The organism is Actinacidiphila epipremni (assembly GCF_012034175.1).
Lineage (GTDB): Bacteria > Actinomycetota > Actinomycetes > Streptomycetales > Streptomycetaceae > Actinacidiphila > Actinacidiphila epipremni.
Genome location: NZ_JAATEJ010000017.1, coordinates 93,544 through 118,760 on the forward strand (window position 1 = coordinate 93,544; position 25,217 = coordinate 118,760).

The 25,217-nt window shown below is 76.1% G+C and carries 21 protein-coding genes and 1 riboswitch; of the genes, 9 read left to right on the forward strand and 12 right to left on the reverse strand.

Going from position 1 to position 25,217, the window contains the following annotated elements; genetic code table 11:
- The first annotated feature begins 53 nt into the window (after window positions 1-53).
- Window positions 54-263, forward strand: a complete 210-nt coding sequence (locus HCN08_RS20655) for an MbtH family protein (RefSeq protein ID WP_167984657.1) — start codon at window positions 54-56, stop codon at window positions 261-263.
- Window positions 264-338: 75 nt separating this feature from the next.
- On the opposite strand, the gene HCN08_RS20660 is transcribed toward HCN08_RS20655, so the two are convergent.
- Genes HCN08_RS20660 through HCN08_RS20690 form a run of 7 tightly spaced genes read right to left on the reverse strand, consistent with a single transcriptional unit; the run spans window position 339 to window position 11,352 of the window.
- On the reverse strand, window positions 339-1,442 hold the full coding sequence (locus HCN08_RS20660; RefSeq protein WP_167984658.1) for an iron-siderophore ABC transporter substrate-binding protein: 1,104 nt from the start codon (window positions 1,440-1,442) through the stop codon (window positions 339-341).
- Between the two features lie 43 nt (window positions 1,443-1,485).
- Complete coding sequence (locus HCN08_RS20665; RefSeq protein ID WP_167984659.1) at window positions 1,486-3,390, reverse strand: ABC transporter ATP-binding protein; 1,905 nt, start codon at window positions 3,388-3,390, stop codon at window positions 1,486-1,488.
- Window positions 3,387-5,099 carry an ABC transporter ATP-binding protein gene (locus tag HCN08_RS20670; RefSeq protein WP_322974584.1) on the reverse strand — a complete coding sequence of 571 codons (1,713 nt, stop codon included), beginning with the start codon at window positions 5,097-5,099 and terminating at the stop codon, window positions 3,387-3,389. Before HCN08_RS20670 ends, HCN08_RS20665 begins: the two co-directional genes overlap by 4 nt.
- Before the next feature lie 40 nt (window positions 5,100-5,139).
- Window positions 5,140-6,387, reverse strand: coding sequence for a type III PLP-dependent enzyme (locus HCN08_RS20675; protein ID WP_167984660.1), 1,248 nt, complete (start codon window positions 6,385-6,387; stop codon window positions 5,140-5,142).
- A complete protein-coding gene (locus HCN08_RS20680; RefSeq protein ID WP_167984661.1) occupies window positions 6,381-8,150 on the reverse strand; it encodes an IucA/IucC family protein in 1,770 nt (589 codons plus the stop codon). Before HCN08_RS20680 ends, HCN08_RS20675 begins: the two co-directional genes overlap by 7 nt.
- The gene (locus HCN08_RS20685) at window positions 8,150-10,141 is read right to left on the reverse strand and encodes an IucA/IucC family protein (RefSeq protein ID WP_322974586.1); all 1,992 of its coding nucleotides are present in this window, start codon (window positions 10,139-10,141) and stop codon (window positions 8,150-8,152) included. Before HCN08_RS20685 ends, HCN08_RS20680 begins: the two co-directional genes overlap by 1 nt.
- Window positions 10,138-11,352 carry an ATP-grasp domain-containing protein gene (locus HCN08_RS20690; protein WP_167984662.1) on the reverse strand — a complete coding sequence of 405 codons (1,215 nt, stop codon included), beginning with the start codon at window positions 11,350-11,352 and terminating at the stop codon, window positions 10,138-10,140. The genes HCN08_RS20685 and HCN08_RS20690 overlap by 4 nt, the downstream gene beginning before the upstream one ends.
- A 182-nt stretch (window positions 11,353-11,534) precedes the next feature.
- On the opposite strand from HCN08_RS20690, the gene HCN08_RS20695 reads away from it, so the two are divergent.
- Entirely contained in the window at window positions 11,535-12,413 is an 879-nt protein-coding gene (locus HCN08_RS20695; protein ID WP_322974587.1) for a (2Fe-2S)-binding protein, read from the forward strand.
- A 29-nt stretch (window positions 12,414-12,442) separates the two neighbouring features.
- Here the strand turns inward: HCN08_RS20695 and HCN08_RS20700 are convergent, their stop codons facing one another.
- Genes HCN08_RS20700 through HCN08_RS20710 form a run of 3 tightly spaced genes read right to left on the reverse strand, consistent with a single transcriptional unit; the run spans window position 12,443 to window position 16,396 of the window.
- Window positions 12,443-14,521: an iron ABC transporter permease gene (locus HCN08_RS20700; RefSeq protein WP_167984664.1), complete on the reverse strand. Its 2,079-nt coding sequence runs from the start codon at window positions 14,519-14,521 to the stop codon at window positions 12,443-12,445.
- A 4-nt stretch (window positions 14,522-14,525) separates the two neighbouring features.
- Window positions 14,526-15,533, reverse strand: coding sequence for an ABC transporter substrate-binding protein (locus HCN08_RS20705; RefSeq protein ID WP_167984665.1), 1,008 nt, complete (start codon window positions 15,531-15,533; stop codon window positions 14,526-14,528).
- The gene (locus HCN08_RS20710) at window positions 15,530-16,396 is read right to left on the reverse strand and encodes an ABC transporter ATP-binding protein (protein WP_167984666.1); all 867 of its coding nucleotides are present in this window, start codon (window positions 16,394-16,396) and stop codon (window positions 15,530-15,532) included. Before HCN08_RS20710 ends, HCN08_RS20705 begins: the two co-directional genes overlap by 4 nt.
- Before the next feature lie 161 nt (window positions 16,397-16,557).
- Here HCN08_RS20710 and HCN08_RS20715 point away from each other — a divergent pair, with 161 nt between their 5' ends.
- The 4 genes from HCN08_RS20715 (at window position 16,558) to HCN08_RS20730 (ending at window position 19,074) form a co-directional block, all read left to right on the forward strand.
- Window positions 16,558-17,253, forward strand: a complete 696-nt coding sequence (locus tag HCN08_RS20715; RefSeq protein WP_167984667.1) for an AAA family ATPase — start codon at window positions 16,558-16,560, stop codon at window positions 17,251-17,253.
- A 344-nt stretch (window positions 17,254-17,597) separates the two neighbouring features.
- Entirely contained in the window at window positions 17,598-18,008 is a 411-nt protein-coding gene (locus tag HCN08_RS20720) for an SH3 domain-containing protein (RefSeq protein WP_167984668.1), read from the forward strand.
- Window positions 18,009-18,184: 176 nt separating this feature from the next.
- On the forward strand, window positions 18,185-18,664 hold the full coding sequence (locus HCN08_RS20725; protein ID WP_167984669.1) for an inorganic diphosphatase: 480 nt from the start codon (window positions 18,185-18,187) through the stop codon (window positions 18,662-18,664).
- 24 nt (window positions 18,665-18,688) lie between these two features.
- A riboswitch (Fluoride riboswitch) is annotated at window positions 18,689-18,773 on the forward strand.
- Window positions 18,774-18,867: 94 nt separating this feature from the next.
- Window positions 18,868-19,074: a DUF2180 family protein gene (locus HCN08_RS20730; protein ID WP_167984670.1), complete on the forward strand. Its 207-nt coding sequence runs from the start codon at window positions 18,868-18,870 to the stop codon at window positions 19,072-19,074.
- 108 nt (window positions 19,075-19,182) lie between these two features.
- On the opposite strand, the gene HCN08_RS20735 is transcribed toward HCN08_RS20730, so the two are convergent.
- Together HCN08_RS20735 and HCN08_RS20740 are read right to left on the reverse strand one after the other, a co-directional pair.
- Entirely contained in the window at window positions 19,183-20,223 is a 1,041-nt protein-coding gene (locus HCN08_RS20735) for an SDR family NAD(P)-dependent oxidoreductase (protein WP_167984671.1), read from the reverse strand.
- Window positions 20,224-20,340: 117 nt separating this feature from the next.
- Window positions 20,341-21,138, reverse strand: a complete 798-nt coding sequence (locus HCN08_RS20740; RefSeq protein WP_167984672.1) for a SigB/SigF/SigG family RNA polymerase sigma factor — start codon at window positions 21,136-21,138, stop codon at window positions 20,341-20,343.
- A 306-nt stretch (window positions 21,139-21,444) separates the two neighbouring features.
- Between HCN08_RS20740 and HCN08_RS20745 the strand changes: the two genes are divergently transcribed.
- The 3 genes from HCN08_RS20745 (at window position 21,445) to HCN08_RS20755 (ending at window position 25,071) form a co-directional block, all read left to right on the forward strand.
- On the forward strand, window positions 21,445-22,017 hold the full coding sequence (locus HCN08_RS20745) for a hemerythrin domain-containing protein (protein ID WP_167984673.1): 573 nt from the start codon (window positions 21,445-21,447) through the stop codon (window positions 22,015-22,017).
- Between the two features lie 162 nt (window positions 22,018-22,179).
- Entirely contained in the window at window positions 22,180-22,605 is a 426-nt protein-coding gene (locus HCN08_RS20750; protein ID WP_167984674.1) for a DUF2267 domain-containing protein, read from the forward strand.
- Between the two features lie 264 nt (window positions 22,606-22,869).
- Entirely contained in the window at window positions 22,870-25,071 is a 2,202-nt protein-coding gene (locus tag HCN08_RS20755) for a catalase (RefSeq protein ID WP_322974588.1), read from the forward strand.
- Window positions 25,072-25,217: the final 146 nt, after the last annotated feature.

Below are 25,217 nucleotides of genomic sequence, written 5' to 3' on the forward strand. Positions count from 1 at the left end.
CCGAGACCGCCCGACCGCGTACCCACCCGACACCGGACCGCAAAGGACCCCGCATGAGCAACCCGTTCGAGAACCCCGACGGCGTCTACCGCGTGCTCGTCAACGACGAGGGCCAGTACAGCCTGTGGCCCGACTTCGCCGACGTGCCGGCCGGCTGGACGGTCGTCCACGGACCCGCGGGCCGGCAGGAGTGCCTGGACCACATCGAGACCCACTGGACGGACATGCGGCCCAAGAGCCTCGTCGAGGCCGACGGGTCCTGACCGCGGCACACGACACAGGGGGGCGGGCCCGGTTGCGGGCCCGCCCCCCTGCCGTGCGCCGTCCGGCGGCCGGCCCTACGACGCGGGCACCTTCGTGGCCGGGTCGCCGTCGACCGCCGCGGCCAGCTGCGGCACCAGGTGGTCCAGGACGTAGGGGATGCTCAGCACCGTCGACAGCGACACCGCGTTGCCGTAGTCGCCGGTCTCCTTGATGAAGACCTCCCGGCCCTGCTTGACCACGTTCAGGTCGCCGTAGACCTTGTCGGCGTGCAGCTTGTCCACCGCCGAGGTCAGGTCCGGCACGATCCACACCGCGACGCCCTGGTCGAGCAGGTCCATCCGCTCCTTGCTGATGTTGGCGCCGAACTGGTCGCCGATCACCTTGTCCAGGTCCTTCGGCAGCGTGAGGCCCAGGTCCGACAGCAGCCGCGAGCGCGGGTCCTGGCTGCCGTAGACGAACGTCCCCTCGTACGGCGTCGCCATGACCGCGGTGGCCTTCGCGAAGGCGGGGTTTGCCTGCTTGGCGGCGGTGAACTTCGCCGTCACGCCGGCCACCAGCTTCTGCGCCTCGTCCGTCTTGCCCAGCGCCCTGCCGATCTCCACCGTCTGCTGCTGCCACGGCACGCCGAAGTCGTTGTACTCCTTGGGCTGCGCGACGACCGGGGCGAACTTCGACAGGCTGTCGTACTGCGCCTTCGTCAGCCCGGAGTAGACGGCGAGGATCAGGTCGGGCCGCAGCGCGGCGATCTTCTCCACCTGCGGGCCGGTGCCGGGGTCCTTCAGTACGGTCGGCGCGGGCGCGCCGCCCAGCTTGTCCTGCGCCCACGGGCCGATCGCGCCCTTGTAGCCGCCCAGCCACTCCGTGGTGCCGACCGGCACCGTGCCGAGCGCGAGCACCGCGTCCTGGTCGGTGAGCCCGACGGTCACGATGCGCTTGGGCGCGGACGTGATCGTCGTGCTGCCGTACTTGTGGGCGATCGTGACGGGGAAGGCGCCGGCGGTCGCCGGCGAGGACGCGTCGGCGCCGATGGAAGCCGGCGGCGCCTTGGACGCGTCGTCGTCGGAGCCGGAGGAGCCGCAGGCGACGGCCGTCGTGGTGAGCAGGAGCGCGGAGACCAGCAGCCCGGTCACCCGGGCAAGCCGGGACAGCGGGCGGGAGGCTCTGGCGGTGCGGGGCATCGGGAGATCCTTCTGTGCGGGCGGTGGGCAGAGCGGAAAGAGGTCAGTCGCGGGCGGGTTCGCGGGGAGCGGGTGAGGGGGCGGGCGAGGGTGCGGGTGCGGGGGAGGGGTCCGGTGAGCGGCTGCCCGACCAGGCGTGCCACAGGGCGGCGTAGGCGCCGCCGGCGGCCAGGAGCCGGTCGTGCGTGCCGTCCTCGAGGACCCGGCCGTCGCTCAGCACGACGACGCGGTCCGCGGCGGCGGCCTGGCTGAGCCGGTGGGCGACGACCAGCGCGGTACGGCCGTGCAGCGCGCGCTCGGCCGCCTCGTCCAGCACCCGGGCGCCGGAGCTGCCCGCCTCCGCGGTCGCCTCGTCGAGCACGACGACCGGCGGGTCGGCCAGCAGCAGCCGGGCCAGGGCCAGTTGCTGGGCCCGGTCGGGGGTCAGGGCCCGGCCGCCGCTGCCGACGACGGTGTCCAGGCCCTCCGGCAGGGCCTCCGCCCAGCCGAGCGCGCCCACCGCCGCGAGCGCGTCCCGCAGGTCCTGCTCGCTCGCGTCCGGGCGGGCCAGCCGCAGGTCGTCGGCGAGAGGCCCGGCGAAGACATGGACCTCCTGCGTGACGAGCCCGACCGCGCCGCCGGACTCCTTCGGCGGGGCGCCGCCGACCGCGACCCGGCCGGCCGCCGGCTGGTGCAGCCCGGCGACCAGCTTGGCCAGCGTCGTCTTGCCCGCCCCGGTCGTGCCGACCAGCGCGACCCGCTCCCCGGGCCGTACATGCAGGTCGACGCCGTGCAGCACCGGCCGGCCGGGCACGTACGCGTGCGACACCCCGGACAGCGTCACGGACGCCTCGCCCAGGGCGCGGGCCGCGCCCTGCGCGGGGAGCGGCGGGGCGGGCTCGTCGACCACGCCGACCAGCCGGGCCAGGCCCGCGGTCGCCGACTGGGCGTCGTCCAGCAGCACCAGCGCGGTGTTGACGGGCCCGAACAGGCCGAGGAAGTACAGCGCGGCGGCCGTCGCGGTGCCGACCGAGGCGGCGCCGGAGCGCACCAGCAGGAAGCCGGTGACCAGCACGGAGGCGAGCCCGGCGTACTCGGCGATGTGCAGCCGGCCGTAGAAGCGCAGCACCAGCCGCACCCCGCGCATCGTCAGCTCCACCGCCGCCCGCGAGCTCGCGGTGACCCGGCGGGTGTGCCCGTCCTGCAGCCGGTACGCCCGGACGGTGCGCGCCCCGCCGATGGTGTCCAGCAACTGCTGCTGCTGCGCGCCGGTCGCGATCCGCTCGCGCGCGTACAGCGGTACGGCGTTGGTCATGTACCAGCGGGCGGTGTGCGCCTGCACGGGCACGGCGACCAGCGCGGCGAGCAGGAACCGCCAGTCCAGCAGGGCGAGGGCGCCCAGCGTCAGCACGATCGACAGCCCGGACCGGGTCAGCTCCGGCAGCGCCCCGCGCACGGCGTCGGCCACCCGCGAGACGTCCCGGGTCACCCGCGCGCTCAGATCCCCCGAGCCGGCCTGCTCCAGCCGCTCCAGCGGCAGCGCCAGCGCCCGCTCCACGAACAGCTCCCGCAGCCGCGCGAGCACGGTCTCCCCGAGCCGCGACAGCAGCGACAGCCCCACGGCGGTCATGAGCCCCTGCACGGCCGCGACGCCGGCCAGCCCGACCACCGGCCAGGTCAGCGCGTCGGGCGAGCGGTGCGCGGTGACGACGTCGACGATGTGCCCGAGCAGCGGCTGGGTGAGCAGCCCGACGCCGGTCGCGAGCACCATCGTCGCGAACCCGGCGACCACGAGCCCCCGGTGTGGCCGCACCAGCTGCCGTACGACGGCCCGGGTACGGGCGGGCGTGGCGGTGGGCAGCAGCGCGCGGTCGGCGTCGGGAGCGGCGTCAGGAGCGGTGTCGGGAGCCGTGTGGGGAGTGCCGCCGCCCTGGGGCGGCGGGCCGGCCGGGGTGTCGTACGGCGTCATGCGAGCACCGCCGAGCGGTAGGCCGGGCTGGTGCGGACGAGGTCGGCGTGGGTGCCCTCGGCGGCGACGCGGCCGGCGTCCAGGAGGACGACGCGGTCGGTGACGGCGAGCAGCGCCGGGCTGTTGGTCACCACCAGCGTCGTGCGGCCCCGGCGGAAGTCGCGCAGGCCCGCGGCGATCGCGGCCTCGGTGACCGCGTCCACCGCGGTCGTCGGGTCGTGCACGACCAGCACGGGCGGCCCGGCCCGCAGCGCGCGCGCCAGCAGGACCCGCTGCCGCTGCCCGCCGGACAGATACCGGCCGCCCTCGCCGACGCCGGTCGCCGCGCCGTGCGGCAGCGAGCGCACCACCTCGTCGGCGTGCGCGGCGGCCATGGCACGTACCGTCGGCGCGTCCGCCGCACCGCCCGCGGGCTCCTCCTCCCACGGAGCGACGTTCGCGGCCACCGAGCCGTCGAAGAGCGCCGCGTCGTGCGCGGCCACCAGCACCGCGCCGCGCAGCTGCGCCGGGTCCAGCCGGGGCAGCGGCACACCGTCCAGCTCCACCGAGCCGGACTCCGGGTCGCGTTCGCGGCCCAGGCAGCTGAGCAGGGCCTCGGCGCACGCCGGGTCGGTGACCGCAAGACCGGTGAGCCGCCCGGCGGGCACGTCGAGGTCGAGGCCCGCGAGGGCGTCCAGCCGCACATCGCGCAGCCGCAGCTCACCGCGTACCGGGGACGGCACCTGCTCGTCGCCGCCGGCCACCGCCGGCCCCGTGGCGAGCACCTGGGCGATCCGGCCGGCCGAGGCGCGGCCCTGCGCCAGCTCGGCGTTGACCCACGCGAAGGTCTCCAGCGGCCCCAGCAGGAACAGCGCGAGGCCCACCGCCGACACCAACTGGCCCAGGCTCAGCGACCCGTCCAGCGCCAGCCGGCCGCCGACCAGCGCGATGAGCGCGATGAAGCCGCCGGTCAGCGCCAGGACCAGCCCGGTCTGCCAGGACTGCGCCCGCGCCGCCCGCAGCGTCGCCGCGAGCGAGACCCGGCTGGCCCGGCGGTAGCGCTCGACGGCCGCCTGCTGCGCCCCCAGCCCCTTGAGCACCCGCAGCCCCGCCACCAGGTCGGCGGCGGCCCCCGCGGCCTGCGCCGCCCGGTCCTGCTCGGCCTCGCTGCGCCGCTCCAGCGGCTTGCCCAGCAGATGCCCCAGCCACAGCAGCACCGGCGTGCCGAGCAGCACGATCAGCCCCAGCGGCACGGACATCACCAGCAGCGCCACCGCGCTCACGGTGATGCCCGCAACGGCCCACGCGCCGCTCATCAGCGCCATGGCGACCGCGCCGACGCGCTTGGCGTCCTCCGTCGCCACATTGGCCAGCTCGCCGGGCAGCCGGCCCTCCTCGGCGCCGCCGCGCGCGTCGAGCACCCGGCGCAGCACCGCCAGCCGCAGCGTGTGCGCGCTCTCCTCGGCGGCGCGCTCACCGGCCTTCGCGCCCAGCCGGAAGCTCCACGACAGGCACACGTAGACGACGGCCAGGACCACCAGCCACACCGTCAGCCGCCCGCCGTCCCGGCCGGCCACCGCCTGGTCGACGACGACCCCGACGAGCACCGGGACCAGCGCTTCCCCCAGCTGGTGCACACAGCCGAGCGCGGCGCCGGCGGCGCAGCGCCGCGCCTGCCCGCGCACCGAGCGGACCAGCACGTCCCGCCCCGACAGTTCCCGTGCTCCCACCGGCCACCCTCCACGCGCGGACAACTTAGGGAAGGTTACCCTAAGTTCCGCGCCTGGTGAGCGGGGTCGCGGAACCGTCCGCGGGCAGGAAGTGCACGGCCGGGTGCGGGTGCATCAGGAAGTCGTGGTGCGAGATGTTCCACGCGTACGCGCCCGCCATCGCGAACGCCACCCGGTCCCCGGCGCGCACCCCCGCGACCGGCACACCGCGGGCCAGCACGTCCTTGGGCGTGCACAGCTGCCCCACGAACGTCACCGGCCCGGGACCGGCCGCCGGCCGGGGCCACGGATGCGGCCAGTCCGGCACCGGGAGCACCGCGCAGGGCTGGTCGTGCCCGCGCGTCGCCGGAGTGCGCAGATGGTGGGTGCCGCCGCGCAGCACCGCGAACCGCGCGCCGCGGCTGCCCTTGACGTCCAGCACCTGCGTCACGTACCAGCCGCAGTACGCGGTCAGCGCGCGGCCGGGCTCGATCCGCAGCCGCACCCCGGGCAGGCCGGCGGCGATCCGGGCCAGGGCCGTGCCGTAGCCGGCCCAGTCGAAGCGCGCCCCCGGGTCGCCGTAGTCGACCCGCATGCCGCCGCCGAGGTTCAGCTCCCGCAGCGCGAACCCGTGCCGCCGGGCGAGCGCCGCCGCGGCGCCGGCCACCGCCTCGGCGACGGCGGCCAGTTCGGGCGCGGCCAGACCGCTGGCCAGATGCGCGTGCAGCCCGGCCGGCTCCAGCTGCGGGTGCGCGCCGCCCGTGAGCAGCCGCACGGCGGCATCCGTGTCGCCGGCGTCCATGCCGAAGGGCGTGGGCCCGCCGCCCATGGCCAGCGCGCCGGACGCCAGCAGGCCCGCGGGCACGTCCGGGTCGAACCGCAGCAGCACCCGCACCGGCGCCGGCCGGCCCGCCGACAGGTGGGCCAGGACCCGCAGTTCGTGCAGGCTCTCGACATGGAAGCGGCCGACCCCGGCGTCGAGGGCCGCCGCGATCTCCGCGGGCGTCTTGCCGGGCCCGCCGAAGGCCAGCGGGCGCCCGGGCACCGCCGCGGCCACATGCGCGACCTCACCGCCCGAGGCCACCTCGAAGCCGTCGGCGAAAGGCGCCAGGGCCGCCAGCACCGGCGGCTCGGGGTTGGCCTTGGCGGCGTAGTACAGCTCGACCTCGGGCGGCAGCGCCGCGCGTACCGCCGCCATGTGCTCGGCGAGCCCGGCCAGGTCGTAGACGTAGGCCGGCAGCCCGTCGCCGGGAAGGGCCTCCAGCGCCGCCCGCACCCGCGGCTCCGGCACGGCGAGCGCGGTCACCACGCCGCACCTCCGGACCTGCGCGGACCGCCCGCGCACACCGCCGCCTGCGCCAGCGGCGAGGGCAGGCCGACGTACCCCGCCTGGCGGTCGGCCGTACGGCGCCAGCGGGTGAGCAGGTTGGCCTTCGCGGGCAGCGGCCCGCCCGCGAGCAGCGCGTCCAGCCGCGGATGGCCGCCGTGCCGGTCGCGGTGCGCGGCCACGGCCTGCCGCACGGCCGACCACAGCGCAGGCTCGGCGTCCGGCCTGAGATCGGCGAGCGCGGCCAGCATCTCGCCGATGTTGTTGACGAACAGGCAGTACGCCAGCCGCGCCCAGCCCTGCTCGTCGTCGTACGTCAGCGGCTCGGCGACCCGCGTCGGCAGCGCGGCGAGCGCGTCGGCGTGGTGGCCCGGCAGCAGCTTCGTGCCCTCCAGGTCGCGGAAGAGGACCCGGACGGGCAGCCCGTCGCCGTCCACGCACACCAGGACGTTCTGCAGATGCGGTTCGAGGACCACCCCGTGGTCGGCGTAGGCGGCCAGCACGGGCGGTACGAGCAGCCCGAGGTACGCCCGCCACCAGCGCAGGAGCTCCGCGGTCCCGGCGCCGCGCGGCAGCAGCCGGCCGATCTGCGCCGGGCCGGTCGGGTACTCGTCGGCGACGGCGGCGGCCAGCAGCGCCGTGGCGCCCGGCGGCGTCCGGCCGGCCAGGCCCTCCCGGACGATCACCCCGAAGCCCTCCAGCAGGTCGGTGTCCGGCGCCCCGCCGGGCCCCGGCAGGGCCACGCTGCGGAAGGCCGGCTCCCGCAGGATCGCATGCCCCGGGAAACGTACCGCCAGGTCCGCCGCCACCGGCGCGAGCAGCCGGGTCAGCGCGACGGCGCCCTCCAGCTCGTAGACGGCGTTCTTGCGCAGGCAGTTGGTGATCCGGACGTTGAGGCTGAACTTCAGGAAGCCGTCGCCCGCCGCCGTGCCGCCCGCGCCGCCGTAGAGGGTGCGGACCGACGCGGTCGCCGCGAACCGGGCCGCCGAGACGCCGAGGTCGCGGACGTCGCCGCGCTCCACCGCCGCGCGCAGCGCCGGGTGCCCGCGCAGCATCGCGTACTGCCACGGGTGCACGGGCAGCAGCCGGTACCCGGCGGGCGCCCGCCCGAGCGCGTCCAGCGGCGCGGTCGCCCCCGGCCCGGCCTGCTCCTCCACGACCAGCGCCTCACGCACCGCCAGCAGCCGTACGGGGAAGGCCGCGCCGCTCTCCGGCGCGTACGTCCCCCACGCCCCGGCGTCCACCGCGGCGTCCCGGGCCTTGGGGGCGGGGTGGAAGCGGTGGCCGAAGACCAGGGAGCGCTCCGAGGCCAGGTAGCGGCTGCGCGGGTCGCTGCCGCCGGCCGGCCGGGGCAGCGCCAGCGCGGCGGCGACGCCCTCGTGGCTGGCGGCGACCTGGCCGGGGAACTCGTCGTTGGCCACCCCGGTGAGCGCGCTCAGCGCGGCGCCGACGTGCCCGGCCAGCTCCGCCCAGCCGATCGGCGACCAGCCGCCCGCCTCGTGGCGCAGGACGGGACCGGTGAAGCGGTGCGCCCCCAGGGCCGAGGCGCGCCGTACCGCCACCCGCAGCCGCGTCCCGTCGTGCGGCAGTCTCAGGCCCAGGTGGCCGCCGCCGAGCGCGGCCCATCTGCCGGGCCCGGCGACCTCGCGCAGCAGGCAGTTGAGCAGGGTGTGGGACACCGCGTCGCCGGACGAGGGCAGGCCGTGGCTGCCGGCGGCGGCCGGAGGGACGTACGTCGTGGTCATCACGTCTCGCGCAGAAGGTAGTTGGGGCCGAAGGTGTAGAACTTGTTGATGTCGGAGGCGCCCGAGCGCTGCTTGCTGAGCAGCGTGCCCGCCGTCACCATCGCCTTGACCGGCAGCCGGTCGGCGTCGAGGACCGCGGCCCGCAGCGCCCGCGCCGGGCCGGGGGCGGTCGGCGCCAGCCGGTCCACCGCCTCGGCGAGGCGGTCGCGGACCAGGCCGAGCAGCACGGGCAGCGGGGCGCGGCCGGGCCCGGACAGGGCGTACGCCAGGGCGCCCGCGCACAGGTGCACGGTGATCGTCGTGAACAGCGCCAGCAGTGGCGCGTCGTCCTCGACGGTGATCCGCGGGTCGTCGAAGTCCGCCGGGCCCGGGGCGGCGGGCCCGAGGGTGGCGGCGAGGCGGCGCCGGTGGATGCGCAGCCCGTCGTCGTCCTTGAACAGCAGGCGGAGCCGGGTGGCGCCGCCGTGCTCGTCGAGGAGGAGGGAGACGTTCTGCTGGTGCGACTCCAGAGCGACGCCGTAGCCGAAGAGGGTCACCTGCCAGTCCAGGAGCAGCGTCCAGACGGCGTCGAGCAGCGCGACCGGGTCGCCGCCGAAGTGGCGGGCGGCGACGTGGTCGGCGACCGGGCGGCCGTCGGGCGCGGGGGCGGCGAGCGCCGCGAGCGGCAGGACGGCGCAGCCGTCGAGGCCGGCGGGATACCGGCGCACCAGCACGGCGAGCAGTTCGTGCCCGGCGTGCATCCAGCGCGTCTCGTCGCAGTGCAGCACCCGGCCCCGGAAGCGCGGCTCGCGGGCGGTGACGGCGGCGAGCAGCCGCTGTGCGGCGGCGCCGTCCACGAGGGTGCCCGGCTTGATGCTGCGCCGGTTCAGCCGGCCCAGCGTCGAGGTGGCCAGCGGCAGCTTCAGGTGGGTCCCGGGGTGGGCGCGGGGCGCGACGGTCCGGGTGGACAGGGTCGGCTCGACGGCCAGGTACGGCCGCTCGGCGAGGACGGCGCCGGCGCCCTGCCGTGCCTCCCGCTCCCGCAGCAGCGCGGGCAGCGGCCCGGCGGCGGTCGCGGGGTGGACGGGCAGCGCGACATGGCTGCCGTCCAGCCCGGGGTGCCCGAGGTCGGCGGGCGAGGGCCAGAAGGCGGCGAGCGGGCCCGGCCCGGGCGTCTCGACGGTGACCCGGTCGCGGGGCAGCAGCAGCCAGCGCAGCGCGAAGGAGGGCGCGAACTCCGGGGCGTAACGCTTCAGTTGATCCGCCGTCAGGCCGGGCCGGGCGGCGCCGGTCGGGTAGAGGGGGTGGCCCTGCCGCGCGGCGAGCGTGTCGAAGCCGAGGGAGCCGGCCAGGCCCTGCCAGCGCCCCGGCGCCGGGCCGTACCGCGTGACGAGCCGCGCCACCGTCTCCTCCCGCGTCGCCGCCTGGAGCCGCAGCGCGGCCAGCGCGGCACCGTATTCCCCGGCGAACGCCTCGAAGCCGGGCCGGTCCTCGGCGTCGGCGAACTCGCCGAGTGCGGCGAGCACGTCGGGGCCGTTCACCAGGTCCCGGCCGCGGACGCCGGCCGGCCGCGGCGGCAGGGGGAAGCCGGGGGCGCGCCCGCCGGTCCGGCCGCGCGCAGGGTCCCGGCCGGCAGGGGCGCCGGCCGCCGGGCGCGCCGGTTCGGCCCGCAGCAGGGGGAGCCGGGCGGCGTACGCGCACTGGAAACCGTCGTCCCGCACCGGCAGCAGCAGGTCCACCCGGCCGGGGGAGCACGAGATCCCGGCCGTATCCCGCGGGGCGGGACGCTCCACGGCACCGGGGGAGTGCGCCGCGGCCGGCACGGACACGGACGCGGCCGGCGTACGCGCGGGTGCCCGCAGGCGCAGCCAGCGGCCGTCCCGGCGGTCCTCGGGGATGCTGCGGGTGCGCAGCCCGCAGACATCCTCCCGGAGCAGTGTGCTCAGCACCCGCAGCAGCAGCGCGGCCTCGACCGGGTCGCCCGCCGCGCCCGGCGGCTCGGTCGCCGTCACGCGGTGATCTCCCACGTCCGGGCGGCCACGAAGGCGTCCACGACCCGGTCCACCGTCGCCTGGTCCCGGCCGGTCGCCCGGACGACGCCGAGCAGGTCGCGGTTGGTGTGGTGCACCGGCTGCCGGGTGCCGACCGCCCGCAGCGGCCGGTACGCCAGCCGTACGCCGTCCGTCTCGGCGTCCTCCGGGCCGGGCGCGGCGGTCAGCGTGCCCGCGGTACGGGCGTACGGGTAGGCCAGGACGCCGGCCCGGGCGGGCGCCGGCCACTCGTCCGGCGGTAACGGCTCGCCCAGGTGGACCCGCAGGATCCGCTCGAACAGCGGAACGCCCAGCAGCTCGGCCAGCAGCAGATCGCACTGGTCGCCGATCGCCCGGTAGTTGACCTCGACGACCCGCGCCCGGCCCCGCGAGACCACGAACTCCGTGTGGCACGCGCCGAAGCCGGCCCCGAGCACGTCGAGCTGCGCCAGCACCTCGGCGACCAGCGGCTCCGGCAGGTCCGGCTGCCACGTCAGCCGCTCCTCGATGAAGTACGGCGGCGCGGACAGCTGCGTACGGAAACCGCCGAGCACCCGGCGGGTGCGGCCGTCCCCGAGCGTCTCCAGCGTGTGCAGGGAGCCGTGCACGAACTCCTCCACGACCAGCGCCTCACCCGGACGGCGGGCCCGGATCTGCGCGCAGCGCGCGATCAGCTCCGCCCACTCCGCCACCAGCACCACATCCTCGCTGGCCACCCCCTCGCGGGGCTTGACCACGCAGGGAAAGGGCACGTCCGCCGCCGCCAGCACGGCCTGCGGGTCCTGCCCCGCGGGCACCTCGGCGGCGCGCACGGGGACGTACGCGGGCGCCGGCGCCGCGGCGAGCCGGCGGCGCATCTCCGCCTTGTCCTTGGTCCGCAGCGCCGCCCGCCAGTCCTTGCCGGGCAGCCCGAAGTAGTCCGCGGCCAGCGCCGTCTGGACCTGGAGGTGGTCGCTGTTGCTGAACACCGCGTCGGGCCGGCCGCGGGCCGAGACCAGCGACACCACCGCCCGGAAGTCCCGCACCGGGCACTCCGTGACCTCCACCCCGTCGTAGGCCCCGCCGGTGACGGCCAGATGCGCGGCCGGCTGGTCGGTGAGCACGGTGACGGCGAGCCCCAGCCGGCGGGCGGCGGGCAGGAAGCCCTCGGTGACGGAGTCCGTCGGATTGAGGGCCAGCAGGTACATCTGCACAGGTGGTCGGCTTCCGGGTGGCGGCATCGGGCGGCCCCGGCGGCGGGGCCCCATGGAGCGACGAGCCTAGGTTAGGTCCGCCTAAGTTCGCCAATCCGGTCACAAGCGAGTCGAGTTGACGACACGGCCTTGATCGTAGTGAGGTTAGCCTTACTTGTCTTGCTCGGAAAGTGGGAGCACCCGTGAGCGTGGCCCAGGTCTACCGGCGACTGGCCGAGGTCTGTCCCGACCTCGACCTCACCCTCGGCGCGCCCGGACCCGCCGACGGCCCCGGCTGGGTCGACGGCGCCCGGCTCGCCCACGACCCCGCGGCCCTGCGCGGCTGGCTGGAGGGCGAGGCCGCCCGCATCCAGGACGGCTGCGGCCGGCAGGTGCGGCCCGACGTGGTCGCCTCCCGGGCCCTCCACGGCTACCTCTGGTCGGCCTGCCTGCTGATCAGCGGACCGTGGTTCCTGGCCGGCCGCGTGCCGCGGCTGCGCCTGGAGGACGTGTGGCTCGGACCCGACGCGGCGCTGCGCGTCGCCGTCCCGGACTCCTACGCGTGCCTGCCCGGCGACCCGGAGGCCGGCGACCCGGAGGCCGGTTGGGCGGAGGCCGGTGAGGCGGCGGGCGGTGGGGCGGCGGCGCAGGTGCTCGCCGGCGCCGAAGCCCTGCGCGCGGACCTGCGGCGCGCCGTCGCCGACCACGCCGGCCCGCTGCTGGCCGCGCTGCGGCCGTACACGCGGCGCGGCGAGCGGGCCCTGTGGGGCATGGTCGGCGACGACCTGATCTCCGGCCTGTGGCACCTGGGCACCGCCCTGGGCGACGAGGCGCACGGCGCCGCGATGGCCACCCTGCTGCTGCCCGGCCCGAAACCGCCCTTCCCGGCCGGCGCGGACTTCCGCCCGCTGCCCGGCGGCGAGCAGGACGGCCGGCGCCTCACCCGCACCCGCGCCGGCTGCTGCCTCTACTACACGATCGACCCGCAGGACGTGTGCGGCACCTGCCCCCGGCTGCTCGCCGCGGCGCCGGCCGGCCCGCTCCCGGACCACCCGGCGCTCGCCGTCGTCCCCTGCGCCTGAACCGGCCCGGAGCGGGCCCCGGAGGGCGGCTACTTCCTCGTACGGACCAGCAGGTAGAGGAAGTACGGCGCCCCGATCACCGCCGTCATCAGCCCCGCGCCCAACTGGGCCGGCGCGATGACCGTACGGCCCACCAGATCGGCCGCGCACACCAGCGTCGCGCCCAGCAGCGTCGCGACGGGCACGACCCGCACGTGCCGGCGGCCCACCAGGGCGCGGGCGGCGTGCGGGGCGACCAGGCCCACGAAGCCGATCGTCCCCGCGGCGGCGACCGCGGTCGCGCTCAGCAGCACGCTCAGCGCCAGGAAGCCCAGCCGCGCGGACGCCGGCCGTATGCCGAGCAGCCGGGGCGTGTCGTCGTCGAGGCCCACCAGGTCGAGGTCCCGGCGCCGCGCCACGGCCACGACGACGCCCACGGCGAGCGCGCCGGCGACCGGCAGCGTGTCGGGCATCGTGCGGCCGTACGTGGAGCCCGACAGCCAGGTGAGCGCCTTCGTCGCGTTGAACGGATCGGTCAGCACGATCAGCAGGCTGATGACCGCCGTCGTCGCGGCCGAGGCGCCGACGCCGATCAGGACCAGCCGGGTCTGCCCGAAACCGCCGCGCGCGGCGAGCCCGAAGACCAGCGCGGCGGTGACCGCGGCCCCCGCGAAGGCCGCGCCCGCCACGCTCCACGACCCGGCGCCCGACACGGTCGTCACGAGCAGTACGGCGCCCAGGCCCGCCCCGCCGGACACCCCGAGGACACCCGGGTCGGCCAGCGGATTGCGGGTGACGGCCTGCACGAGCGTGCCGGCGAGCGCGAGCGCGGCGCCCGCGAGCAGCGCGGCCAGTACCCGCGGCACCCGGGTGTCCAGCACGAACGTCACGACCCGGTCGCCGCGCCCGCGCGCCCAGTTGACGACGTCGCCGAGCAGCAGCCCGGTGTCGCCGAGCAGCACCGCCGCGACGACCGTGCCGGCCAGCAGCACGACCAGCACCGCCAGCACCGTGACGAAGGCCGCCCGGCTGGGGATGCGCAGCCGGTCCGGCGCGGCGGACGCGCCCGACTCCCGGGCGCGCAGCGCCATGCCGACGAGGAAGACCGCGCCCACCGCGCTGGTCACGAACCCGGTGGGCACCGCAGCCGCCGACTGCGGACCGACCGTCAGGCGCAGTGCGACGTCGGAGCCCAGGACGAGCACCGCACCCGCGAGCCCCGCGACGGGGACCGCCGCCCGGGCCCGCAGCAGCCCGCGGAAGCGGTGGGCGAGCGGCCGTACGAGGGCCGGCGCGCACAGCCCCACGAAGCCGATCGGCCCGGCGAGCGTCACGGCCGCGCTCGACAGCAGCGCCGCGAGGGCGACGGCCGATACCCGGGTGCCCCACACCGGCACGCCGAGCCCGCGGGCGGCGTCGTCGCCGAGGGCCAGCGCGTCCATCCGGCGGGCGAGCAGCAGCAGCCCGGCGAGTCCGGCGACGGCGACCGGCGCCATCTGGACGACGCCGTGGAAGCCGTTCTGGGCGATGCTGCCCTGGCTCCACTGGTAGAGGCCGTTGGTCCGCTCGGGGAACAGCAGCAGCAGCGCGTCGGTGACCGAGCCGAGCCCGAGCGCCAGCGCGCTGCCGGCCAGCACCAGCCGTACCGTCCCGGCGCCGAGCCCGGACAGGCCCAGCACGACGGCCGCCGCGGCGAGCGCGCCGGCGAACGCGACGCCGGAGGAGGCAAGCAGCGGGACCGACACCCCGGTGACGGTGAGCACGCCGAGCGCCAGGTACGCGCCCGCGTTCACCGCGAGGGTGTCGGGCGCGGCGAGCACATTGCGGCTCACCGCCTGCATCGCCGCCCCCGCGGCGCCGAGGGCGACGCCGACCAGCAGGCCGGCGGTCATCCTCGGCAGCCGCGAGGCGACCACCACGGAGGCGTCGCCCTGGCCGGCGTTGCCGGTGAGCGCCTTCCAGACCTCGGCCGCGCCGACGTGCGAGGTGCCCAGGGTGATGTCGACGACGGCGAGCACCGCGAGGGCCAGTACGAGGGCGGCGAGCGCCGCCGCGGGCGCGCCCCGCGGCGGCGCGGCGGTGCCCGGGCCCGCGAGGGCCGGTTCGGTGACCGGCCGGGTGGCGGTCACCGCGCTACTTCGTGAGCGCGTCGACGACCGCGTCGACGTACGCCCCCATCGCCAGCGGGCCGCCGAACATCCAGATGCCGTCGGGGAGCCGGTGGACGTGGCCGGCCTTGACGAACGGCTGCGCCTTCCACACCGCGTTCTTGGCCAGGTTGTCGGCGAACGGGTCGCCGTCGACCTTGTTGGCGATGTACGCGAACTGCGTGTCGCCGAGCCCGGTGACGCCCTCGACGTCGGTGGTGGCCAGGCCGTAGTCCTTGTCGCCCTTGACCGTCCAGGCGTTCTTCAGGCCGAGCCGCTCGTTGACGGCGCCGACGAGGGAACCGCCGGTGTAGGCGCGGATCGAGACCTGGTTGGAGACGACGTACGCGTCCCCGAAGGCGTACGACGCCCCGGACTTGCCGGCGGCCTTCAGGGCGGCGCCGCCCGCGGCGAGCTTGGCGTCGAAGGCGGACTTCACGGCCGCCGCCTGCGCCGTCTTCCCGGTGGCCTGCGCGATCAGGTCGAGGTCCTTGGCCATCAGGCCGAGCTGGTCGGTGGCGTCGGCGGAGCGCACGACGAGGACCGGGGCGATCTTGCGCAGCTGCGTCACCGCGGAGGCGGGCAGGTCGGTGGTCGCCACGACGAGGTCGGGGGCCAGCGCGGCGATCGTGTCCATGCTGGGCTCGCCGCGCATGCCGATGTCCTTCGGGCTGCCGGTGAGCGGCGCCGCGGTGTCCCAGGCCCGGTAGCCCTTGACGTCGGCGACACCGGCCGGGGCGACGCCGAGCGCGACGAGGTCCTCGACGGCGTTCCACTCGGTGGCGACCACCGTCCGCGCCGGCCGGTCGAGGGTCACCTGCGTGCCGGTGGTGTCGGTGAGGGTGATCGGGCCGGCGGGCGCCGAGGGGGCCTGCGCCGCGGTGGTGCCCGCGGCGCTGCCGGCGGCGGAGTGGGTGGTGCCGCAGCCGGTGAGGGCGAGCGCCGCCGTGACGAGGGCGGTGGCCAGGGCCGCGGTGGCGGAGGAGCTTTTCATGACGAGCGGTGGAGCCCTTCGTTGCGGGTGTGGTGGCGGCCGACCGCGCGGGTGCGCAGCCGTCCGGTGGACGGGTCGGTGTCGACGTCGACGCGGATGCCGTAGACGTCCGACAGCCGCTCGGGCGTGAGCACGTCCCCCGGCGTGCCCTCCCGGACGATCCGGCCCTCGTGGAGCAGGGCGACCCGGTCGGCGACGGCCGCCGCCTGGTCGAGGTCGTGCAGCACGACGCCCACCGCGATGCCGTGGTCGTCGGCGAGGTCGCGGATGAGGTCGAGGAGCTCGATCTGGTAGCGCAGATCGAGGTACGTCGTGGGTTCGTCGAGCAGCAGCACACCGGTGTCCTGCGCGAGGCAGCTCGCGAGCCACACCCGCTGGAGCTGCCCGCCGGACAGGTGCTCGACCCCGCGCCCGGCGAACGGCGCCACCCCGGTGAGGGCGAGCGCCCGGTCCACCGCCTCGGCTCCGCCCGGATCCGGCCGCCCCCAGCGCCCCCGGTGCGGGTAGCGCCCGAACTCCACGACGTCCCGTACGGTGAGCCCGCTCGGCGTCGGCCGCCCCTGCGTCATGAGCGCGACCCGGCGGGCGAACTGACGTGCCGTGAGCGCGAACCCGTCCACGCCGCCGCCGGCCCCCGCCCCGAGCGTGAGGGTGCCGGCGCGCGGCTGCTGGAGCCGGGCGAGCGTGCGCAGCAGCGTCGACTTCCCGCTGCCGTTGGGCCCGACGAGCGCGGTCACCTCGGCGGCACGCAGCGAGATCGCGGCATCGCGCACGACCTCGACCCGGCCGTACGCCACGCTCACCCCGGCAGCCACCAGCCCGGCCACGACGGCCCCACCTGCGGCGTCTTGTTCAACGTTCACCCGGTTAGGTTAGCCTAACCTTGCTATTCCGGGACGCCCACCCCTCAGGCCGGGGGCCCCGGCAATGCGCCCAGGACGGCCGCTGCCGCCGGGGCGCGCGTCAAGTCCGGGCGGTGGACGGGTACTTGACCGGGAGATTGTCGATACTTTACATATCGGGGATGGCTTTCCCCGCCGGCCGCCATGACCCGGCCGCCGCTCCCGCCGACGGACCGCGGGTCGTACGGCCGCGCGGGGTGGTGGACTTGCGGTCCACGTCCGGCGGGGTGGAGGTGGAGTACGCCGAGGGCGCCGTCGTGGTGGTGACCGGGCTGCCGGGGGCCGGCAAGAGCACGTTGATGGCGCGGGCGGCCCGGGCCGCGGTCGTGGACTCGCAGGCCGTCAGGGAGAGGTGGGCCGCGCGGCTGCCGGCGTGGGTGCCGTACGGGTGGTACCGGCCGCTGGTGCGGGTCGAGCACTACGCGCGGCTGCGCGGCGCGCTGCGCCGGGCCGAGCCGCTGGTGGTGCACGACAGCGGCTCGCAAGCCTGGGTGCGGCGATGGCTCGCCCGCACCGGCCGGCGCCGCCGGCGGCCCCTGCACCTCGTCACGCTGGCGGTCACCGAGCGGGAGGCGGTCGCCGGGCAGCAGTCCCGGGGGCGCCTGGTCACGCCGTACGCCCTCGGCCGGCATGTGCGCTCCTTCCTGCTGCTGGAGCGGCAGTTGGCGGCCTCCGGGACCCCGCCGCCCGGCTACGCCTCGGCCGTGCTCCTCGACCGCCGGTGCGCCGCCCGCCTGCACGCGATCCGCTTCGGGGCGCCGCCCCCGCACCGGACCGACCCCGCCCCGGGCGCCCCGGCCACCCTGTCCACCACGTGAGCCTTCCCCTCCGCCGCCGAGGTGATTTTCCGGCATGGGAAATTCCCCCCCCGTGTGTTTTTTTGGTGCGAGGGGTCGACGTGAGGTGAATTCCACGTGGCCGTCGGGTGTCTCGGTGATTTACCGGGTGCCTGAATCGGTGAGTATCCGCAGCTCAAGCGGCAGATGACGTCAATCGTACGGGTAATGCGGAATCATCAGCTCAAGTGCACTCTCTGACAATGCGGCACGGCACTCGCGGTTAAATCCCTCGCCCCGGCCCCCCTCCTATTCTTCGGATGTCGCCCGGTGCACCGCGCCGGAGGCAAAAGCTGGAAAGCATCCGTAATCCCGGAGGGGGAACCATGAGGAAATCGGTAAGGAACCTGCTGCCCGTCGTCGCGGTGGGCGCCGCCCTGGCGGGGGCGGTCGTCGTTCCCGCCGCCGCCGCGCAGGCCGCTCCTGCGACGTCGGCCACCCCGGCGTTCGCCCACTGCGCCATCCGTGCGCCCTACGACCACGACACGTCGAAGTGGAGCGACGGCTACGCCCTGAGCGCCGCCCGCATCCGCTCCGGCTCCAGCGCCACCTGCGGTACCCGGGACATCGTCAGCCCCGGAGCGTCGGGCGACGAGCTCGACTACTACTGCTACACGACAGGGGACGACGGCTACACCTGGACCTACCTCAGGGACAACGCCACCGGCGTCGAAGGCTGGGTCCGGGACGACGCCCTCAACAACTACGGGGCCAACGTCACCTGCGAGTGGAGCTGACCCCGAGCCGGTGACGGCGGCGCCGCGCCGACCGGCACCGTAACCCCCTGCACGGGTACGCCCCGCACCCCGCGGCGCGTACCCGTGCGGGCCACCGGCGGCGCCGGGTCGGGCCTCCCGTACCAACCGGCGCAAATCGTGGGATACTGCTCACGCCGGCCCACAGGGAGGTCCCGATGGAGTTCGACGTGACCGTCGAGAGCCCGCAGGGGGCGCGGAACAAGTACGAGATGGACCGGGCCACCCGTCGCATCCGACTGGACCGCACGCTCTTCACGGCGACCCGCTACCCGGCCGACTACGGCTTCGTCGAGGGCACCCTGGCCCGGGACGGCGAGCCGCTGGACGCCCTCGTCATGGCCGGTGAGCCGACCTTCCCCGGCAGCACCGTCCGGTGCCGGGCCGTCGGGGTGCTCGTGATGAGCGACGAGAGCGGGCCCGACGAGAAGGTCCTGTGCGTGCCCGCGCACGATCCCCGGTACGCGCCGCTCCAGGACATCGGCGACGTGCCGCCGTTCTCGCTGCGGGAGATCGCCCACTTCTTCGAGGTCTACAAGGACCTGGAGCAGGGGAAATTCGTGCACGGCGCGCACTGGGACGGCCGCGCCGCGGCCTGCGCCGAGATCGCGGCGTCCCGGGCTCGCGCGGCGGCTTGACGGCGCGGGCGGGCGGGGGTTCACTCGAATTCCGGCGATGGACCCCGCCGGGGCCGGACGTGTGCCGGCCCGAACCGCCCCCTCCAGGGCTGATGGCTCCTGACCGAGTGTCAGTGATGCGTGCCTGGAGGTGAGCCGGTGGGGTTTCCCGCAACCGTCCCGCTCTCCTCGCCTCGGGCCGCGACGAGAACGGATGCCGTGAGATGAACTGCTACGAATGCGACGCCCAAGGGCACAGCACCCCGGCGGTGGCCGTCTGCCGGACCTGCGGGGCGGCGACCTGCGCCGCCCACGGCCAGAGCTCCCCGCTGCTGCTGGACCGCGCGAACGGCCTCGGCGTCGCCACGCTGCGGCGCCCCGCGCGCCAGATCCACTGCGCGACCTGCGCCTCCGCCCGGACCGCCGGCTAGGACCGGCCCCGGCGACCGGCCCCCCACGACGCCCCCAATGGCGGCGCCCCCGCCGGTGCCTCCCTCACCCGTACGGCGCAGGCACCGCCCACGGCCCCGGGCCCGGGCTCACGCCGGGCTGCCCTTCGCGCCGCCCGATGACGCCCGGCGCTGGTTCAGCCGCCCCGACGCGCGGTCGTTCAGCGCGGCGGCCCACGACCTGGCCCTGCGCAGCACCGGGTGCAGCCCGCGGTCCGCCGCCGCCTCCACATCCCGGCCCGCGGCCTGTGCGGCGGCCTCGCCGTCCGGGGGAGCGGTGGGCAGGGCGCGGGCGGCCAGGGCGCCGACGCGCGCGGTGAGCCGGGGCGCCACACCGTGGCCGAGGTCCGCGGCCCGCGCCGCGGGGGTGAGCACGACCCGGATCCTGCGGCGCTCCAGCGAGCTGACGACCCGCTCGGCAGCCCGGCGCGCGTCCATCGACAGCAGCGGGCTGCCCGCCGCCGCCGAGAACCAGCCGAACTCCTTCTCCCGCTGCCCGCCGAACTCGGCCGCCAGATGTGAGCCGGTCCGCATCAGCCCCGGATGCACCGCGGTCACGCTCACACCGCTGCCGGCCAGCTCCGCGTGCAGCCCCTCGGCCAGGGCGGCGACCGCGGACTTCGCGCACGAGTACGGCAGCAGGTGCGGAGCCGCGACCAGCCCGCCCACCGAGCCGATCAGCCCCAGCCGGCCGCCCGCCGGGCTGCGCCGCAACCACGGCAGGGCCTCCAGGCTGGTGTGCACCGCGCCCATGAAGATCGTCTCGGCCGCCGCCGCGAAGTCCTCGGGGCCGAGCGCGTCCAGCGGCGCCACCTGGATGATCCCGGCGTTCGCCACCGCCACGTCGAGGCCGCCGTGGGCGGCTGCCGCCTCCCGCATCAGGGCCGTCACCTGCCCGCGGTCGGTGACATCGCACCGCACCGCCCGCACCGACCCCTCGGGGTGGTCGCGCAGCAGCTGCCCGCGGGCCCGCTCCAGCTCCTCCTCGTCCCGCGCGGCGATCGTCACCGCGCAGCCCCGGGCGAGCAGCCGGTCGGCGACGAGCAGCCCGAGGCCGCGCGAGCCGCCGGTCACCACGGCGGAAAGCCCCTTCAGGCTCCGGTCCCCCTTCGGGGCGAACAGGCCGTCCATGACCACTCCTCTCCGTCACGCGTCCGCCACGTCCCCGGCGACCGCTCCGTCACGCCTGCGCCAGGCCCGAGGCGACCGCTCCGTCACACCTGCGCCACGTCCGTGGCCACCGCTCCGTCACGCGTACGCCGGGTCCTCCACGACCGCGCGGCGCACCCGCTCGCAGGTCGCCGACAGCAGCCGCGAGACGTGCATCTGCGAGATGCCGAGCGCGTCGGCGATCTCGGCCTGCTTCATGTCCTGGAAGTACCGCATGAACAGGATCTGCCGCTCCCGCCGCGGCAGCGCGTACATCTGCGGCCGGACCGCCTCGCGGTCCACCACCGCCTGGTACGCGTCGTCGGTCTGGCCGAGCGCGTCCTGGAGCACCGCGTCGGCGCCCGGTCCCAGCGGCGCGTCGAGGGACAGCGCCGAATAGCCCTGGAGGGCACCGAGCCCGGCCCGTACGTCGTCGTGCGACAGCCCCGTGCGCTCGGCGATCGCCTCAACCGGCGCGCGGTCGCCGATCTCCTGGCACACCGCGCGCACCTTCGCCCGCGCCTCCTGGACACCGCGCGGCACATGCACACTCCAGGAGCAGTCCCGGAAGTGCCGCTTGAGCTCGCCGTCGATGGTCGGCACCGCGTAGGTGGCGAACGCCTTGCCCTGGTCGGGGTCGAACCGGTTCACCGCCTTGACCAGGCCGAGCGCGGCGACCTGCCGCAGGTCCTCCAGCGACTCCCCGCGGTCGCGGTAGCGGCGGGCGAGCCGGTCCGACATCGGCATCCACGCCCGCACCAGGCGGTCGCACAGCGCATGGCGCTCCGGCGCGGACTGCGCCGACCGCAGCCGGCGGAACAACTCGTCGGAGTCGGCGGGCTCGTCGTGCCGGCGGCTGCGGCGGGCACCTGCGGTACGTACGGCAGACGGGGACATGGCACTCGCTTCACCAGGAGGTTGCGGGGGAGGCGGCACTCTCGGTCGCAGGCCGGGCGGAACGTCCGACGTCACCGCCGTGCCTGCTGTCCCAAGCACAATCCCGCGCCTGCCCTGCCTCACCTGCCCCAAACCGCCGACAGCGCGAAGACCGCCCGAATGGCCGTACGCCCGGCGGGGCCGGGTTGCGCCGGTCCGCCGGTTTGGCCGCGCCGGGAGCGGTTACCCGCCCCGGGACACCGATGTCCCCGCGACCTACGGGAGACGTAGACGTACCGGAGACGTACCAGAACCGAGGAGCGAACGATGAGTTCTGCCACAAGCGAGCGGACCCAGGCCGCCCGGCTGCCCGACGGGGACGTGATCGCCGTCCTGCTCACGCAGCACGCGAGGATCCGCGACCTGTTCGCCACCGTCCAGAACACCCGCGGCGACACGCGCAAGAAGGCCTTCGACGAACTGCGCGCGACGCTCGCCGTCCACGAGGTGGCCGAGGAGCTGGTCGTGCGGCCGGTCGCCAAGGACACCGCGGGCAAGCGGGAGGCGGACGCCCGCAACCACGAGGAGGCCGAGGCCGCCGAGGTGCTCAAGCGGCTGGAGAAGATGGACGTCGACAGCGCGGAGTTCGCGAGCGCGCTGGCGGAGTTCGAGAAGGCCGTCGGCGACCACGCCGACCACGAGGAGACCGAGGAGTTCCCGGCGATCATGCGGGACTGCTCGCAGGAGCAGCGCCGCACCATGGGCGAGCGGCTGCAGGCCATCGAGCGGATGGCGCCCACGCATCCGCACCCCACCGCCGCAGGCAAGCCCGCCGCCCTCGCCCTGACCGGGCCCTTCGCCTCGATGATGGACAAGGTCCGCGACGCCGTGAGCCGCTGAGCCCCCCGCGCGGCCGGCCCGCGCCGGCCCCGCGTACGGGAGAACGGCACGGCGCGTACGTCCGCCGCCTGGCGGGTACCCGGAGCACGCGGCAGCGGTGAGCCGCGCCGCACGGCCCCGACGACACGGCGGCCCTGGGGCAGGCCGCACAGGGAGTACGCCATGCAGCACAACGAGATGATCGGAAAAGTCCAGGCACTCGCCGGGCTGCCCGACCGCGGGTCGGCCGAGCGCGCCACCGGCGCGGTGCTGCGCACGCTCGGCGAGCGGATCGCCCCGGGACTGGCCGAGCACGTCGCCGCGCAACTGCCCCCCGACCTCGGGGCGCACCTGCGGGCGGCGGCCCGGGACGCCGCGTACGACGGCCGCGCCCGGTCGGCGGGGGAGCGGTTCGGCCTGACGTCCTTCGCCGGCCGGGTCTCCGGCCGCGCCGAGGTGCCGGACGACACGGCCGTACGCGACAGCACCGCCGTCCTGGAGGTCCTGGACGGGGCGCTGTCGCCGGAGCTGATGGACAAGGTCGCCGCCGACCTCTCGGCCGACCTCGGGGAGTTGCTGCCCTCCGGGCGGGCGGCCGGCCCGGCCTGACCGCCGCCCCCGCGGCCCCAGGAGCGCCGCCGACCTGGCCGTACGCGCCCGTCCGGGGGAAATGCCGGGGCCGGGGATTCCCGGCGGGTATCCGGGGCACCCGGCAACGGCCGGTCTCCCCCCGACCGGCCGGTCCGTTCCGCGCCCGCGCTGCCAGGGCGCGGAACCGCGGCCTTCCGCCCCCGCGGCCCCTCGCTCGCGAGCGGTCGCGGGGGCTTCCACGCGTCCACGACCACCGTGTTCACGAACCACGAGGAGCAGCCCGTGAGCGGCACCGCCCACCAGCGCAACGACATCCCCGGAGCACCCGGAGCCGAGCCGCCGACCGTGGAGGAGCCGACGTCGCCGCGCGAGCCCCTGCCACCCAAGCCCGACCAGAGCGGCCCGGCGACCGTGAGCCCCACCGGGCAGCCCACCGGCGCCGACCAGGCCGACGTCGCCCAGCGCGGCGGGTACCTGACGACGGCCCAGGGCGCCCGGCTGTACGACACCGACCACTCGCTCAAGGCCGGGCCGCGCGGCCCGGTGCTGCTCCAGGACCACCACCTGCGGGAGAAGATCACCCACTTCGACCACGAGCGCATCCCCGAGCGCGTGGTGCACGCCCGCGGCGCCGCCGCCCACGGCGTCTTCGAGTCCTACGGCACCGCCGCCCGCATCACCCGCGCCGCCTTCCTCGCCGAGGGCGCCCGCACCCCGGTCTTCGTGCGGTTCTCCACCGTGCTGGGCTCGCGCGGCTCGGCCGACACCGTGCGCGACACCCGCGGCTTCGCCACGAAGTTCTACACCGACGAGGGCGTCTTCGACCTGGTCGGCAACAACATCCCGGTGTTCTTCATCCAGGACGCCATCAAGTTCCCCGACGTCATCCACGCCGGCAAGCCGCATCCGGACCGGGAGATCCCGCAGGCGCAGAGCGCCCACGACACGTTCTGGGACTTCGTCACCCTGCACACCGAGGCGACCTTCCACACCCTCTGGAACATGTCCGACCGTGGCATCCCGCGCTCCTTCCGGATGATGGAGGGCTTCGGCGTCCACACCTTCCGGCTGGTGGACGCCGAGGGCGCCACCACGCTGGTGAAGTTCCACTGGAAGCCGCGGCTCGGCGTGCACTCCCTGGTGTGGGAGGAGGCGCAGATCACCTCCGGCGTCGACCCGGACTTCCACCGCCGCGACCTCGCCGACGCCATCGAGGCCGGCGCGCACCCGCAGTGGGAGCTCGGCGTGCAGACCTTCCCCGACAACGAGGAGCAGATGTTCGAGGGCATCGACCTGCTCGACCCGACGAAGATCGTGCCCGAGGAACTGGCCCCGGTGCAGCCGGTCGGCCTGCTCACCCTCGACGCCAACCCGTCGAACTACTTCGCCGAGACCGAGCAGGTCGCCTTCCACGTCGGCAACCTCGTCCCCGGTATCGACGTCACCAACGACGCGCTCATGCAGGGCCGGCTGTTCAGCTACATCGACACCCAGATCACCCGGCTCGGCGGCCCCAACTTCCCGCAGCTGCCCATCAACCGCACCCACGCGCCGGTCAACGACATGCTGCGCGACGGCATGCACCAGACCGCCGTGCACCGCGGTGTCGCCCCCTACCGGCCCAACTCGCTCGACGGCGGCTGCCCCTTCCTGGCCGGCGCCGGCACCGGCGCCTACATCGAGGCGCCCGTGGAGGTCCCGGCCGCCCGCAAGGTCCGCGACGCCGCCGCGTCCTTCGACGACCACTACAGCCAGGCCCGGCTGTTCTGGCGCAGCATGAGCGCCCCCGAACGCGAGCACATCGCCGCCGCGTACACCTTCGAGCTGGGCAAGTGCTACGAGAACGCGATCAAGGAGCGCGGCCTGAAGGTGCTGGCGAACATCGACGGCGAGCTGTGCCGCACCGTCGCCGCCGAGCTCGGCCTGCCCGTGCCCGAGCCGACCGTCGAGCTCGCCGACCCCGACCCGAGCCCGGCGCTGTCGCAGATCGGCAAGCAGTGGCCGGTGGACGGCCGGGTCGTCGGCATCGTCGTCACCGACCCCGCGCAGGACGTCTCCGAGGCCCGGCAGGCGGTCCTGGCGGCCGGCATGGTGCCGCTGGTGATCGCGCCCACGGGCGGCGAGGGCGTGCAGCGCACCTTCGCCACCGCGCGCTCGATCGAATACGACGCCCTGGTGCTCGCCGGGGCCCCGCAGCCGGCCGCCGACGGGTACGGGGCGCGCGACGCGAAGGTCTCCGACGACGCCGAGGCCGTCACGGACATCGACTCGCGGGTCCTGCTGCTGGTCACCGAGGCGTTCCGGCACGGCAAGGCCATCGCCGCGTACGGCGGCGGCGACGCGGTGCTCGAAGCGGTCGGCTTCACCTCCGCCGACGCCGGTGTCGTCGGCGCGGCCGGCGGCGGCGACGCCGTGGAGCAGCTGGTCGGGCTGCTGCGCGGCCACCGGGTCTGGGACCGCTTCCCGCCGGCCCTCGGCGGCTGACCGCCCGGCACCCCGCAGCGGCGCCGCGCCCCCGTCCCACCATCCGGGACGGGGGCGCGGCTTCTGCGTGCCCAGGACCCGTCCTAGCACGTCACGGCGGGTTCCGCGCAGCCCGGCGGGCCGATGGGATGGACAGCCGGCTTCAA